Origin of the sequence: Halomonas sp. KM072 (assembly GCF_050710315.1) — a bacterium.
GTDB lineage: Bacteria > Pseudomonadota > Gammaproteobacteria > Pseudomonadales > Halomonadaceae > Vreelandella > Vreelandella hamiltonii.
Genome location: NZ_CP136132.1, coordinates 2,803,011 through 2,816,852 on the forward strand (window position 1 = coordinate 2,803,011; position 13,842 = coordinate 2,816,852).

Genomic DNA, 13,842 nt, shown 5'->3' on the forward strand with positions numbered 1-13,842 from the left:
CGGACGTTTCCATGCTCGCCGGGGTTCGCCCCGGCTTTTTCTCATCACGGCGGCCCCATGAACCTGAACGCCCATCGAACGATGCAGCTTTACGGCGCCCTGCTGCTTCTGCCCGCGGCGCTGCTGCTTACAGCTTTTGCCTACTTGCCCACCATCACCACCGTGATCAACAGCCTTTTTTTGCCCGGCTTTCGCGGCGAGCCCGCCGCCTTCGTCGGGCTCGACAACTATCGCGTGCTGATGGACGACCCGACGTTCTGGAAAGTCGCCCGCAACAACCTGCTGTACGCGCTGGGCACGGTTCCCACTTCCATGGCGCTGGCACTGGGCATGGCGCTGCTGGTCAATGCCCACCTACCTGGGCGCGGGCTGGTTCGCATGGCCTATTTCACGCCCACCATTCTGCCCATGATCGCCGCCGCCAATATCTGGATGTTTTTCTACGCCCCGCAGATAGGGCTATTCAACAAGCTGCTCGGCGCCCTGGGGTTTGCCGGGGTGAACTGGCTGGGCGACCCCGGCGTGGCACTGGGGTCGGTCATCGTCATGTCGGTGTGGAAAGAAGCGGGCTTTTTCATGATCTTCTACCTGGCCGCGCTACAGGCCATCCCCCCGGAGCTCAAGGAAGCTGCTGACCTGGAGGGCACGAGCCGCTGGAGCTTCTTTTGGCGAGTGACGTTTCCCCTGCTGATGCCCACCACGCTGTTCGTACTGATCAACGCGCTGATCAATGCGGTGCGGGTGGTCGACCACCTGTTCATCCTCACCAAGGGCGGGCCCAATAACGCCACCAACCTGCTGCTGTATTACGTCTACGAGAACGCCTTTTCGTTCTTCGACCGCACCATGGCGGCCACCATCACCGTGGTCATTCTGCTGGTGTTGGCGGTGGTGGCCACGCTGAAGTTCACGATTCTGGACCGCAGGACGCACTACCAATGAATACGCCCTCTACCTATGCGCCCCGCGCGCGCTTCGACTACTCCCTACCAGCGTTGGAAACAGTAGCGGCATGGCTGCTCGCGGTTATTTGGATCTTTCCACTGCTGTACGCCTTTTGGGCCGCCTTCCACCCCAGCGAATTCATGGTGACTTTCGATCTGTTCGCCCCGCTCACGCTGGATAACTTCACGAACGCCTGGGCCCAGGCCCCCTTTGCGCGTTACTACCTGAACACCTTCGCGCTAGTGACCGGCGTGGTACTGGCCCAGTTCGTGGTCTGTACGCTGGCCGCCTTTGCCTTTGCCCGCTTTCCGATCCCCGGCAAGAACCTGCTGTTCATGCTGGTGCTGATTCAGCTATTCGTGTTTCCCGAAGTGCTGATCGTCGAAAACTACCGTATCGCCAGCGAGCTGGGGCTGATCAATACCATCACCGGCATTGGCCTGCCCTACGTGGCCAGCGCCTTCGGCATTTTCCTGCTGCGTCAGACCTTCAAGACCATCCCCCGAGAGCTGGAGGACGCCGCCCGTATCGAAGGCTGTGGCTGGCTGGAAATCCTGTGGAAAGTCTACGTGCCGCTGGCCAAGCCCACCTATCTGGCCTACGGGCTGGTGTCGATCAGCCACCACTGGAACAACTTCCTGTGGCCGCTGGTGGTGACCAACTCCGTGGAGAGCCGCCCGCTGACGGTAGGATTGGGCGTGTTCTCCGCGCCAGAAACCGGCGTCAACTGGGCCACCGTCAGCGCTGCCACGCTGCTGAGTATTGCGCCGCTGCTGGTGGCTTTTCTGCTGTTCCAGCGCCAGTTCGTGCAGTCGTTTTTACGGGCGGGGATTCGCTAACCCAACTCACTCGTGTTTTCGTGCGACAATTCTCCTTCACGCACACGACAAGGAGAGCAGCGATGCACGGCGACCCGGCAGCCCTCAAGGTACTGCAAGAAGTCTTTGGCTTTGAGCGCTTTCGTGGCCCCCAGCAGGCCATCATCGAGCACGTGACGGGCGGCGGAGACGCGCTGGTGCTGATGCCCACCGGTGGCGGCAAATCGCTGTGCTATCAGATCCCGGCGCTGCTGCGCGCTGGCACCGCCATCGTGGTCTCGCCGCTCATCGCGCTGATGCAGGACCAGGTGGCCGCGCTGATCCAGAACGGGGTGCGCGCCGCCTACCTCAACTCCAGCCTCGAGATGCATGAGGCGATGGAGGTGGAGAACCGCCTGCGCACAGGCGAGCTGGACCTGCTCTACATCGCGCCCGAGCGGCTGGCCACGGCGCGCATGCAGATGCTGCTGGAGCAGACGCGTATCGCGCTGTTCGCCATCGACGAGGCCCACTGCGTTTCCCAATGGGGGCACGATTTCCGCCCCGAGTATCGCCAGCTCTCCCACCTGCATCAGCGCTTTCCTAACGTGCCGCGCATCGCGCTCACCGCCACCGCAGACGTGCCCACTCGGCACGACATCATGGAGCACCTGCAGCTTCAGGAAGCCGCGCTCTACAACAACGGTTTCGACCGCCCCAATATTCGCTACCACATCGCAGAAAATCAGGGCAATGCCAAAGAGCAGCTGCTGAGTTTCATCCGCGAACACCACGGTGGCGAAGCGGGCATCGTCTACTGCCTCTCACGGCGCAAGGTGGAGGAGACCGCCGCTTGGCTGGCACGCCAGGGGTTGACCGCGCTGCCCTACCACGCCGGGCTGCCCGCCGAGCAGCGCCAGCAGCATCAAACCCGTTTTCTGCGCGAAGATGGCGTGGTGATCGTCGCCACCATTGCCTTCGGCATGGGCATCGACAAACCCGACGTGCGTTTCGTGGCGCACCTCAATCTGCCCAAAAGCATCGAAGCCTACTACCAGGAAACCGGCCGCGCCGGGCGCGATGGGCTGCCCGCCGATGCCTGGATGGCCTATGGCCTGCAGGACGTGATCACCCTGCGCCAGATGCAGCAGGACTCCAGTGCCGCCGACCAGCAGAAGCGCATCGAACAACAGAAGCTCGATGCCATGCTGGGGCTCTGCGAGATCATCAGCTGCCGTCGCCAGGCGCTGCTCCACTACTTTGGCGATTCGCTAGATGAGCCCTGCGGCAACTGCGATAACTGCCTCACCCCGCCTGACACCTGGGAGGCCACCGTGGCCGCGCAGAAGGCGCTGTCGTGTGTCTACCGCACCGAACAGCGCTTTGGCGTCACTTATCTGGTGGATGTGCTGCTCGGCAAGCGCAACGAGCGTATCAGCCGCTTTGGTCACGACAGCCTGAGCACCTTCGGCATCGGCCAGGAGCTCACCGCCAGCGAGTGGAAAGCGCTGTTTCGTCAGCTGATCGCCAGCGGCTATCTGAGCGTGGACATGGAGGGCCATGGCGCGATCAAGCTCACCGCCAACGCCAGGCCCATACTGCGCGGCGAGCAACGTCTCACCCTGCGCAAACCCAGCAAGCCCGCGCGACGCGGAGCCAAAGGGGCATCTGCCGCCAAGGGCCACGGCGTACTGTGGGAAGCGCTGCGCCAGCATCGCAAAGCGCTGGCCGATGCCCAAGGCGTACCCGCCTACGTGATTTTCAACGACGCCACCCTGGCCGAGCTGGTAGCGCAAAAACCGCAGACGCTGCAGGCGCTGGGCACCATCTCGGGCATTGGCGCACGCAAGCTGGAGGATTATGGCGAAGGCTTTCTGGCGGTGGTTCTGGCGCATCCTGATGAGCCTGCCGCTAGCCCCCCTGTGGGCAGCAGCGCTCTTGAATCTGCCGCGCTACTGCGCCAAGGGCTAACGCCGGAACAGGTCGCCGAGCAGCGCGGGCTGGCCGCTAGTACCGTGTATCGCCACCTAAGCGATGTAATCCAAAGCGGCGAGCTGGCCTTGGAAGAGGTGGTCAGCCTAGACCCAGCGACCCTGGCACAGATTCACGCAGCGTTTGAGCAGTTTCCAGACCAAGGGCTGAAAGTGGTGTTTGAAGCGCTGGAGGGCCGTATTGATTACCCGGTTCTACACTGCGTGCGGGCGTCTATGACTGCCAAGCGTTAACGCCCACCAAATAATCGTATTTTTTAAAAATCGCTCATTTGGTGTATTCTCTATTCAAGAGAGGAGAAAGCGATATGGCCATTCAGCACAACACCGCTACCAAGCGCCGTGACATGGGAGCCGCTGCCATGCGCACGTATCCCAACATATCCCGCCGCTGGGGGCTGAAAGAGAGCGAAGCCGCCTTATTACTCGGCGTGCCCGACTCCACTTACCGGCGCTGGAAGCAAACTCCCGAGCAAGCCCGCCTGGATGCCAACCATCTTGAGCGCATGTCGTTGATTCTGGGCATCTACAAGGCGCTGCATATCCTGCTCCCCAATCAGGAGGCCGCCGATAGCTGGCTAAAACGAGCCAACAGCAACCCACTGTTTGCCGGTCACACGCCCATGGAACGCCTGTTAAGTGGTCACGTTTCCGACCTCTATGTCGTTCGGCAGCACTTGGATGCCGCACGTGGAGGGGGCCATGTATGAACTTCCCGCTCAGCAACGTCACATGGCGGCCAAGCTACCGCGTTATCCCTTCGCGCTTCCCTCCGATTGATCTGTTCGAAGGCGTCAATAGCCACACTGACGACTGGGACCTGCTTAACGAACTGGAAGGCGAGACCTCTGCTAGGCTTCGTGAAGAAATGGGCGCGATCCATCTGGTGCGCGACGGCGACCGCCGGTATGGGCCTGGATGGACACCCGTCATGGCGGCGTTTTGTCATTTCCCTGCCTCCGGTTCGCGGTTTAGCGATGGCACCTTTGGTGCCTACTACTGCGCACTCACCGAAGCCACCGCCATTGCAGAAACCCTGTACCACGCAGAGCGCTTCATGGGGGAGTCCAACGAGCCGCCCATGATGCTGCAGCAGCGCGTCTATCTCTCCGATTTGATGGGGCAACTGATTGACTTGCGGGGCCACCGCGACGCAGAGCCCCTACTCACCCCAGACAGCTGGTCTGCCGGGCAAGCCCTGGGCAGAAACGCTTGGGAGCAGCAGGCAGATGGCATCGTTTACCCCAGCGTTCGCGACCCCGATGGCGAGTGCGCCGCAGTGCTAAGACCCCCGGTACTCTCCGCCACGCGGCAAGGCCGTCATCTCGGTTATGATTGGGACGGTCAGCGCATTCGGCACGTTTATGAGCTAACGCTTCTAAACTGAGCCTGCCTGACCGCTAGCGCCAGCCCTGCAGATGCTCGCCCCGAGCAATCGCCGCTGAGTCAAACACGCCAGTATCCAAAATCCAGGCGGTGACTAGCTTGGCGGGCGTCACGTCGAAGGCTGGGTTCCACACCGGGGCATCGCTCGGTGCCCACACCACCTCGCCAAACGCGCCTGCGGCTCCGCGCACCTCCGCGCCATCGCGCTGCTCGATGGGAATCGCCGCGCCGGTGGCGCAGGCGGGGTCGACCGTGGTGTAAGGGGCCACCACGTAGAACGGTACCTGATGGTAATGCGCCGCCACCGCCAGCATGTAAGTGCCCACTTTGTTGGCAAAGTCGCCGTTGGCGCAGATGCGATCCGCCCCGACCATCACTTTATCCACCTTGCCCGCCGCCATTAAGCTGGCCGCCATGCTGTCGGTGATTAGCTGGTAGGGAATGCCTAAATCGGCCATTTCCCACGCGGTTAAACGCCCGCCCTGGAGCAGCGGGCGGGTCTCATCTACGTAGACATGCAGGTCGATGCCGCGCTGTTTGGCGATGGCCAACGCGCCAATCGCGGTGCCCACACCGGCCGTGGCCAACGCACCGGTGTTGCAGTGGGTCAGCACGCGGTCGCCGGAGGCCAGCAAGTCAGCGCCCCGCTCGGCCATGCGTTGGCACAGCGCGCGGTCCTCTTCGAACAGCGCTTTGGCACGCTCGGCCAGGGCGTCCGCGCCCTGGGCAAAGCAGGCTTCCATGGCGTCCAGGCAGTACATCAGGTTCACCGCCGTGGGGCGCGTCGCCCGTAAGCGGTCGCTCACTAACTGCCACTCACTTTGCGGATGGCGAGCCGCGTACTGGGCCAATACAAAGGCGGCGCTCAAGCCAATCAACGGCGCCCCGCGAATGGCAAGATGCTTGACCGCGTGCTGCCACGCCTCGGGAGAGTCGCAGCGCACCCACTCTTCGGCCTGGGGGAGCCGGGTCTGGTCCAGGTATTCGAGGGCGTCGGCATGCACTCGTAAACTGCGTGACTGTAACGTAACCATGAAGGGCTCCTTGAGGTCTTGAACCGGTGAACTCGGCGCGCGGCTTATCAGGCGCGAAGCTTATCATATAGAATGATGCCCATTGGATGAGACGATGCAGGCCTTATGACTACCTTACACACCGAACTGCTGGACGCCATTGTCTGGGCAGCGCAGCAAGGCTGGACCCCCGCCACCGGCGGCAACTTTTCCGCGCGTACCGAGGCTGGTTACTGGGTCACGGCATCCGGGCGGGATAAAACCCGCATCCAGGCGGATGACCTGCTGCTGTGCGACCTGGAAGGCCGTGTACTGGAAGGTAGCGGCAAACCCAGCGCCGAAAGTGACCTGCACGCCGCGCTGTACCGGCTAGACCCAAGTATTCACTGCGTGCTGCACACCCATACCGTGGCCAGCACCGTGCTATCGCGGCGCTTTCCCGATGGCATTGAGCTGAGCGGCTTTGAGATGCAAAAGGCGTTGGCGGGTAACGTGACCCATGAGGCGACCATTCACCTGCCGGTGGTGCCTAACTCCCAGGACATGGAGGAGCTGGCCAAGCACGTTCGCCAAGGCTGGCCGATGCCCTGGGGCTTTTTGGTGGCAGGCCACGGCATTTACGCCGTGGGCGACAGCATTGCCAGCTGCCGCCGCCATCTGGAAGCGATTGAATTCTTACTTGCCTGTGTACTGGAAGAGAGCCGATGGCCCCAATGAGTCAATCAACCGTTCGCGCTATCGTGACCGATATCGAAGGCACCACCACCGATATCAACTTCGTTCACAAAGTGCTGTTCCCCTATGCCTACGCCAAGCTGCCTGACTTTCTGCGCCAGAACGCAGAGGCACCGGCGGTGGCCGAGCAGATCCATGCCGTGCGTGATGTCATGCAGGACGCCGACGCCTCGCTGGAAGCGGTAATCGCCACGCTGCTGCACTGGATCGACACCGACCAGAAAGTGACGCCGCTGAAAGCCCTGCAAGGCATGGTATGGGCCGACGGCTACCAGCGCGGCGACTTCACCGGCCACTTATACGCGGATGTGGCTCCGGCGCTGCGCCAGTGGCAGGCGGAAGGCAAGGCGCTGTATGTGTACTCGTCAGGCTCCGTGCAGGCGCAGAAGCTGCTGTTTGGCTACAGTGACGAGGGCGATTTGACCCCGCTGTTCAGCGGCTACTTCGACACCCATGTTGGCCATAAGCGCGAAGCCGCCTCGTATCAGCGTATCCTCGACACCCTTGACCTGCCGCCCGCATCGGTGCTGTTCTTGTCAGATGTCGTCGAAGAGCTGGATGCCGCTGAACAGGCGGGCATGCAAACCCGGCAGCTGGTACGCGAAGGCACCCAGCCGGGAACACACCACACCTGCGTCGCACGCTTCGACGAGATTGCCGTCTAGCGGCAACGGTTGACCATTTATTTCAGGAGTCATTGATGTCACAACTGAAAGTCTTTGCCGATCAAAACCCTAACGATGCGCTTCTGGATACCACGGACGGCGCGCAAATCGCCGCCGAACTGAACCGCGTGGGCGTTCTGTTCGAACGCTGGGCAGCGCCGGGCGAGATTGCCGACGATGCCACCCAGGAAGAGATCCTGGCGCTCTATCAGGAAGATATCGACCGGGTCAAAGCCAAGGGTGGCTACCAGACCGTCGACGTGCTGCACATGGTGCCCACCCACCCGGACAAGGAAGCGATGCGCCAGAAGTTCCTGAACGAGCACCGCCACCATGAAGATGAAGTTCGCTTCTTCGTCAAAGGCCAGGGGCTGTTCTGCCTGCACATCGACGACAAGGTCTACCAGGTACTCTGCACCCGCAACGACCTGATCAGCGTGCCCGCCAACACCCCGCACTGGTTCGACATGGGCCCCGAGCCGGAATTCACCGCGCTGCGCTTCTTCGACAACGTGGAAGGCTGGGTGCCCCACTGGACCGAAAGCGACATCGCCGGGAAGTTTGATCGTTTGGATCAGCTTTAACGTGTGAAGGCGGCTATCGCCGCCCTCGCGGGTGCCTCATTTGCTCGTACCTCGCAAGATTCGTTACGCCGCGCTACATGGCTTCGCCGAACTCCAGGAGGGGCATTCGTAGCGCGGCGTAAGCGGAGCGCACCCGCGAAGCACCGCAAAGCGGTGCCGAAGGTGCCACCGAGGGTTAATCATTCACTCTGGCCCCATCCAGGCGGCTACCGCCGCCCCCGCGGGTGCCTCATTTGCTCGTGCCGAGCAAGATTCGTTACGCCGCGCTACGGCGTTTCTCCAAGCTCAAGATGGGCACCCGTAGCGCGGCGTAAGCGATAGCGCACCCGCGAAGCACCGCACAGCGGTGCCGAAGATGCCACCGAGCGTTGATCATTCACTCTGGCCCCATCCAGGCGGCTATCGCCGCCCCAGCGGGTGCCTCATTTGCTCGTGCCGAGCAAGATTCGTTACGCCGCACTACGGGACTTATCCAAGCTCAAGAGGGGCACCCGTAGCGCGGTGTAAGCGACAGCGCACCCGCGAAGCACCGCACAGCGGTGCCGAACGTGCCACCGTGAGTCGATCATTCACTCTGGCCCCATCCAGGCGGCTACCGCCGCCCCCGCGGGTGCCTCATTTGCTCGTGCCGAGCAAGATGCGTTACGCCGCACTACGGGACTTATCCAAGCTCAAGAGGGGCACCCGTAGCGCGGTGTAAGCGACAGCGCACCCGCGAAGCACCGCACAGCGGTGCCGAAGATGCCACCGAGCGTTGATCCTCCACAGCAGCCCTATCCAGGCGGCTATCGCCGCCCCCGCGGGTTCCTCATTTGCTCGTGCCGAGCAAGATTCGTTACGCCGCGCTACAAGGCTTCTCAAAACTCAAGCAGAGCCCCCGTAGCGCGGCGTAAGCGATAGCGCACCCGCGAAGCACCGCACAGCGGTGCCGAAGATGCCACCGAGCATTGATCCTCCACAGCAGCCCTATCCAGGCGGCTATCGCCGCCCCCGCGGGTGCCTCATTTGCTCGTGCCGAGCAAGATTCGTTACGCCGCGCTACGGCGTTTCTCCAAGCTCAAGATGGGCACCCGTAGCGCGGCGTAAGCGATAGCGCACCCGCGAAGCACCGCACAGCGGTGCCGAAGGTGCCACTGAGTCAATGGAAAGACGCTTACAACACCGTTTTCTGATTGAACGTTTTGGCGAGTTGCGTCAGCGCGTCGAGGTCTCGGTAGGCTTGCGGTTCCATGATCAGCGTTTGGCCCATCAGCACGTTGCGTGCTTCCAACTCGGCGCGCAGGGCGGTGTCTTCGATCTCTTCGAAATCGGCGTTGTGGGCCAGCGACAGTACGCGGCGATGCATTTCGATGCCGCAGTAGGCCAGCGCATCTTCACGAATCTCATCCAGCAGGGCATCGCAGGCGTCGTCGGCGCTGTTGCCCTGCTCTTCGAATAGCGACCTGGGGAACAGAATACCGGTCCGCTCGGTTTGCCAGAGGTGACGAAACTCCTCATCGAAGCGGGTAAAGCAGTCGCTGATCACCGAGAGAATCCAGGCTTGATACGCTTCCAGCTCGTCTGCCTGGCGGTGGGCTGGCTGGCTGAAGTAGGCCATGAAGAAATTGGCCACGGCCATGCCCAGGTCGAACGCCAGGGGGCCATACTGGGAAAACTCGGGGTCGATGACCCGCACGCTGGTGTCGGTGGCCATGATGGAGCCGGAGTGCAAGTCACCGTGCAGCATGGTTTCGGTGTTGGCGGTGAACTTCATCAACAGCCGCTGCACTTTGGCTTTCAAAGGCGCATTGCGGCGTAGTGCGTCCACCACGGGCGAGAGCTCGGGCGTATGGCGGTTCATCTCGGCGCCGTAGTAGGGGTCGGTGAACACCAGTGATTCGGTAATCGCGGGGATCGCGACGTTGCCCGAGAACAGGCCCACATCGGCTTTTTTCTCTGGGCTGGCCATGGAAAGCTCCGAGCCGCGAAACGCCGTGCGGGCGCAGAACTCACCGATGGCCTCCCCTAGCCGAGCCACCCGCTCGCCGCTGATCAGCTTGCGCCGCAAAATCACGTGCGGGTGAAGATACTCCATCACGATCAGCGCCTGGGGCTTGTCGAAATGGTACACCTCTGGGGCCACGCCAGGCGCACGCGTAGCTTGGCGTACCAGCGCGTAGTATTCGAAATGGGCGCGATAGAGCGGCAGCGGCCAGCTCTCGCCGACCATGCGCACGTAGGGCAGCGCCTGCTTGACCACCACGCTACCGGTACTGCCGGTGACGATGAATACCAGATTGAGGTTGCCATCGCCCACTTCACGGATCTGCCACTGTGCCGGGTCGCCGCCCACGCGGCGGGCGACCGCTTCCACTCCCCCCAGCCGCTGGCCAAGGGTGTCCACTGCCAACGCCTGATAGCTTTGCTCGTCTGCCACGTTCAATCCCTCACCTGAAATGGTTGTGTGTTTGTCATACCGCGCGGTGGTTGTCAAATTCATGGCGGCTTCTTGCCATGACCGACTGTCCAGCCAGGAAAATGTTAAACAATGCAACGTCTCTGGATAACTCTTGTAGCAGATTTATAGTAATACCTGACCAACCCAATCAGGTATTCCTCCCACAGGTACTCCATCATGAAAAACAACGGCCCTGTTACCCAAGTGGAACACCCTCTACGCGATGATGATGTGCTGATTTCCAAAACCGACCGAAGCAGCCACATCGCCTATGCCAACCATCGCTTTGTCGAGATCAGTGGCTTCGACTATGAGGAGCTGGTGGGTTCGCCTCACAACATGGTGCGCCACCCTGACATGCCTGCCCCGGTGTTTGCCGATATGTGGAGCGACCTCAAGGCGGGCCAGTACTGGACCGGGCTGGTCAAGAACCGGCGCAAGAACGGTGACCACTACTGGGTGCGTGCCAACGTGGTGCCCATCCGTGAAAACAATCAAATCACCGGATTCGTGTCCATTCGGGTAAAACCGGAACAGGCAGAAGTGGCCGAGGCGGAGCGTATTTATCAGGACATTCGTGAGCAGCAGGGCCGCTACACGGTCAAGCACGGTGAGATCATGGCGCGTAACCCGCTGAAGCGCTTGGCAAGTGCCGCCTGGTGGGCGCCGCGACTGGCCAGCATTTCCGGCGTTCTGATGACGCTGTTCACCACTGGGCTACTGATGGCGGGATGCGCCTGGTGGCTAAAGGGCCACGTGACCACCTCGGTGACCCTGCCGCTGGTGATGATGGTGCTGGCCAGCGGGCTGCTGCTGAGCGCGCTGCAGTGGCGCCAGGCGCGCCGGTTGCGCCGCTTCTTGCACAAGGCCAACGACTTTGCACTGCAAATCGCGGCAGGCGACCTGAACGCTCAGGTCCCTACCGTGGGCAACAAAGCCATGGACAACACCCTGGCCACCATGAACTTCATGCGCCGTTCGCTGGATGCACTGATTGGCGACCTGGACCAGCGGATTGCCCAGGTCATGCCCTCGGTGGAGGAGTTATCTCGGCATAACCAGGCCATGGGCCATCGAGTGGATCAACAAGCCTCTGCGGTGCAGCAAACGGCTGCCAGCGCCGAGCAGATCGCGTCTACCGTGCGGCAAAGTTCGGAGAATGCCCAACTGGCCAGCCAGGCGTCGGTGGGTAACGTGGGCGAAGTGGACAAGGCCGTGGCCATCATGCAGGAACTGGATGATGCCATGGAGGGCATTACCAGCACGTCCCAGGACATGGCAGGCATCGTCAAGACCATCGACCATATTGCCTTCCAGACCAATATTCTGGCCCTGAACGCCTCCGTCGAAGCTGCCAGGGCCGGTGAACATGGCCGAGGCTTTGCGGTAGTGGCCGAAGAAGTACGCCGCCTGGCCCGCCAATCAGCCGAGGCAGCCCATCAGGTACAGACACTGATCGAAACGGCCCGCCAGCGCATCGAGGCAGGCCAGCACAAGGCAGGCTCCGCCGGGGATGCCATGAGCCGCATCCGTCAGGCGAGCCACAACGTCAACGACCTGATGGAGGAGATCCGCGCCGCCGCCCGCGAACAGAGCGAGGGCATCGCTCAGATCAGCCAGGCCATCGCACAGATCGACCAGGGCACTCAGGAGAGCGCGACCAGCATGGATGCCTACATCAGTGCCGTCGACCTCCTCTCCAGAGAAGTGGCTCACTTGTCCCACAGCGCCCACGCGTTCATGCCCATCGGCGAACGCCAGCATCCGGTGACGATGCGGCAAGGCGCGCAGCCACGCCAGGATAACGTGCTGGCACTGCCGTCGCGCAAGCCCGTACACAGCCCACTCGCCAGCGCGGCGTCGTTCTAGACGGTCAGCTTTCTGCCAGGGGCGTCATGCAGACGCGGTTACGCCCCTGGCGCTTGGCCTCGTAAAGCGCCTGATCGGCGGTCGTGAAGAGTATGGCGTCTTCCTGCCCCAGGGTCGGCTGCATGGCAGCCACCCCAATACTGACCGTCACCACGGAGGAAGCACCGCACCCGCCATGGGCAATGGCCAGCGCTTCGACACTCTCGCGAATACGCTCTGCGGTTTGATGCGCCGTATGCGGCTCGGTGCGAGGCATCAGAATCACGAACTCCTCACCGCCATAGCGCACCACCAGATCGTCGGATCGGCTGTTGGCTTGTAACGCGGCGGGCACCTGACGAAGGCAAAGGTCTCCTTGCAGGTGGCCGTAATAGTCGTTGTAGGCTTTGAAGTGGTCGATATCGATCACCATGATGGCCAAATGACTCTGCTCCAACCGAGCCACCTGCCAATGCGCGGGAAAAATGGTATCGAACTGGCGGCGGTTGGCAATGTCCGTCAGTGGGTCGGTCACCGAGAGCCGCGTCAACTGGTGATTGGCACTCTGCATATGGCCTGCCTGAATTTTTTCACGCATCAGCAGCAGAAAGGAGGTTCGTTCGCTGTACTCCAGGCGGTAGTTGGCCATCAACGTAAACACCGCCTTGACCAGAATAGCGAACATAGCCAAACGTTTGGCCTCGATTGGCATAGGCTCGTAATAAAATACGAAGACACTCATGACTCCGATACTGATCACCGTGGACATCAAGGCATAAGGAAAACGCAACGAAAAAACGATGTTTCCAGCCACCAGGATCAGACCAAACGAAAAGACATCCAGATAAGAGTGCGGCGAGCTGGAAATGTAGAAAATGGTGCTGGAGCCGATCATGGCAATCACGACCAGTCCTGCCATCAGCGTTTCACGCAGCCATGGCGGCACCCCACGGTAGACCCACCAGAAAATCGCCAGCGCCATGGGTAGCAAGATGACACCGCGAATCATCACGGAGGCCAGAAACGCTTCGGGTCGAAAGCTGTAGTCGTTGATCAGGAACAGGACATAAAGAAGAGCGGTGATCAGGCCCATGATCACTAGATGGCGTTGGCGTGTCTGGTGCGTTTCCTGTTCGAAGAGCGCCTCTAACTCCTGCCTGAACCGTAAGCGGCAGCGTGGTCTGAGCTCATGCTCGATGGCGTTCAGCAACCTATCACTCTTCATTGTCCTTGCTCCTGCGCTGCCCAAGGGCAATCGTTGCCATTTCGGTTAGGCGTTCGTTTCATACACTTGTCGAGCCTTCAATTTAGTTTGCCACCTCTTGACGGCGGCGTCGCCTGCCGAACACGTTGGCGAATCCAACGCGTAGAGGTTCCCCCCGCTGGTCAAGGGCGCTAAAATGCCGCCCCTTATCTTCTCGCCATGTTCTTTTTGGGGCCT

12 protein-coding genes are annotated in these 13,842 nt (G+C 61.3%); 9 read left to right on the plus strand and 3 right to left on the minus strand.

Going from position 1 to position 13,842, the window contains the following annotated elements:
• Positions 1-57: 57 nt before the first annotated feature.
• The 5 genes from RVM26_RS13270 (at position 58) to RVM26_RS13290 (ending at position 5,120) form a co-directional block, all read left to right on the plus strand.
• Positions 58-942, plus strand: a complete 885-nt coding sequence (locus tag RVM26_RS13270; RefSeq protein ID WP_498939092.1) for a carbohydrate ABC transporter permease — start codon at positions 58-60, stop codon at positions 940-942.
• Positions 939-1,784 (plus strand): carbohydrate ABC transporter permease, encoded by an 846-nt coding sequence (locus tag RVM26_RS13275; RefSeq protein WP_498939094.1) that lies wholly within the window; start codon positions 939-941, stop codon positions 1,782-1,784. The genes RVM26_RS13270 and RVM26_RS13275 overlap by 4 nt, the downstream gene beginning before the upstream one ends.
• A 62-nt stretch (positions 1,785-1,846) precedes the next feature.
• Positions 1,847-3,967 (plus strand): RecQ family ATP-dependent DNA helicase, encoded by a 2,121-nt coding sequence (gene recQ, locus RVM26_RS13280; protein ID WP_498939096.1) that lies wholly within the window; start codon positions 1,847-1,849, stop codon positions 3,965-3,967.
• A gap of 74 nt (positions 3,968-4,041) precedes the next feature.
• Complete coding sequence (locus RVM26_RS13285) at positions 4,042-4,443, plus strand: MbcA/ParS/Xre antitoxin family protein (protein WP_054641243.1); 402 nt, start codon at positions 4,042-4,044, stop codon at positions 4,441-4,443.
• Positions 4,440-5,120 (plus strand): RES family NAD+ phosphorylase, encoded by a 681-nt coding sequence (locus RVM26_RS13290; RefSeq protein ID WP_058578166.1) that lies wholly within the window; start codon positions 4,440-4,442, stop codon positions 5,118-5,120. The genes RVM26_RS13285 and RVM26_RS13290 overlap by 4 nt, the downstream gene beginning before the upstream one ends.
• Positions 5,121-5,133: 13 nt before the next feature.
• Here the strand turns inward: RVM26_RS13290 and mtnA are convergent, their stop codons facing one another.
• Positions 5,134-6,153: an S-methyl-5-thioribose-1-phosphate isomerase gene (gene mtnA / locus RVM26_RS13295; RefSeq protein ID WP_498939099.1), complete on the minus strand. Its 1,020-nt coding sequence runs from the start codon at positions 6,151-6,153 to the stop codon at positions 5,134-5,136.
• 105 nt (positions 6,154-6,258) lie between these two features.
• Between mtnA and mtnB the strand changes: the two genes are divergently transcribed.
• From mtnB to RVM26_RS13310, 3 genes are read left to right on the plus strand one after another with little or no spacing between them, the layout of a single operon-like run.
• Positions 6,259-6,849: a class II aldolase/adducin head domain-containing protein gene (gene mtnB, locus RVM26_RS13300; RefSeq protein WP_498939101.1), complete on the plus strand. Its 591-nt coding sequence runs from the start codon at positions 6,259-6,261 to the stop codon at positions 6,847-6,849.
• Positions 6,846-7,532, plus strand: a complete 687-nt coding sequence (gene mtnC / locus RVM26_RS13305) for an acireductone synthase (RefSeq protein ID WP_498939103.1) — start codon at positions 6,846-6,848, stop codon at positions 7,530-7,532. Before mtnB ends, mtnC begins: the two co-directional genes overlap by 4 nt.
• Before the next feature lie 35 nt (positions 7,533-7,567).
• On the plus strand, positions 7,568-8,116 hold the full coding sequence (locus RVM26_RS13310) for a 1,2-dihydroxy-3-keto-5-methylthiopentene dioxygenase (RefSeq protein ID WP_039175169.1): 549 nt from the start codon (positions 7,568-7,570) through the stop codon (positions 8,114-8,116).
• Between the two features lie 1,153 nt (positions 8,117-9,269).
• On the opposite strand, the gene mtnK is transcribed toward RVM26_RS13310, so the two are convergent.
• Positions 9,270-10,595, minus strand: coding sequence for an S-methyl-5-thioribose kinase (gene mtnK / locus RVM26_RS13315; RefSeq protein WP_498939105.1), 1,326 nt, complete (start codon positions 10,593-10,595; stop codon positions 9,270-9,272).
• Positions 10,596-10,730: 135 nt separating this feature from the next.
• Here mtnK and RVM26_RS13320 point away from each other — a divergent pair, with 135 nt between their 5' ends.
• A complete protein-coding gene (locus RVM26_RS13320; RefSeq protein WP_096922046.1) occupies positions 10,731-12,422 on the plus strand; it encodes a methyl-accepting chemotaxis protein in 1,692 nt (563 codons plus the stop codon).
• Between the two features lie 4 nt (positions 12,423-12,426).
• On the opposite strand, the gene RVM26_RS13325 is transcribed toward RVM26_RS13320, so the two are convergent.
• The gene (locus tag RVM26_RS13325; protein ID WP_498939108.1) at positions 12,427-13,626 is read right to left on the minus strand and encodes a GGDEF domain-containing protein; all 1,200 of its coding nucleotides are present in this window, start codon (positions 13,624-13,626) and stop codon (positions 12,427-12,429) included.
• Between the last annotated feature and the right edge of the window lie 216 nt (positions 13,627-13,842).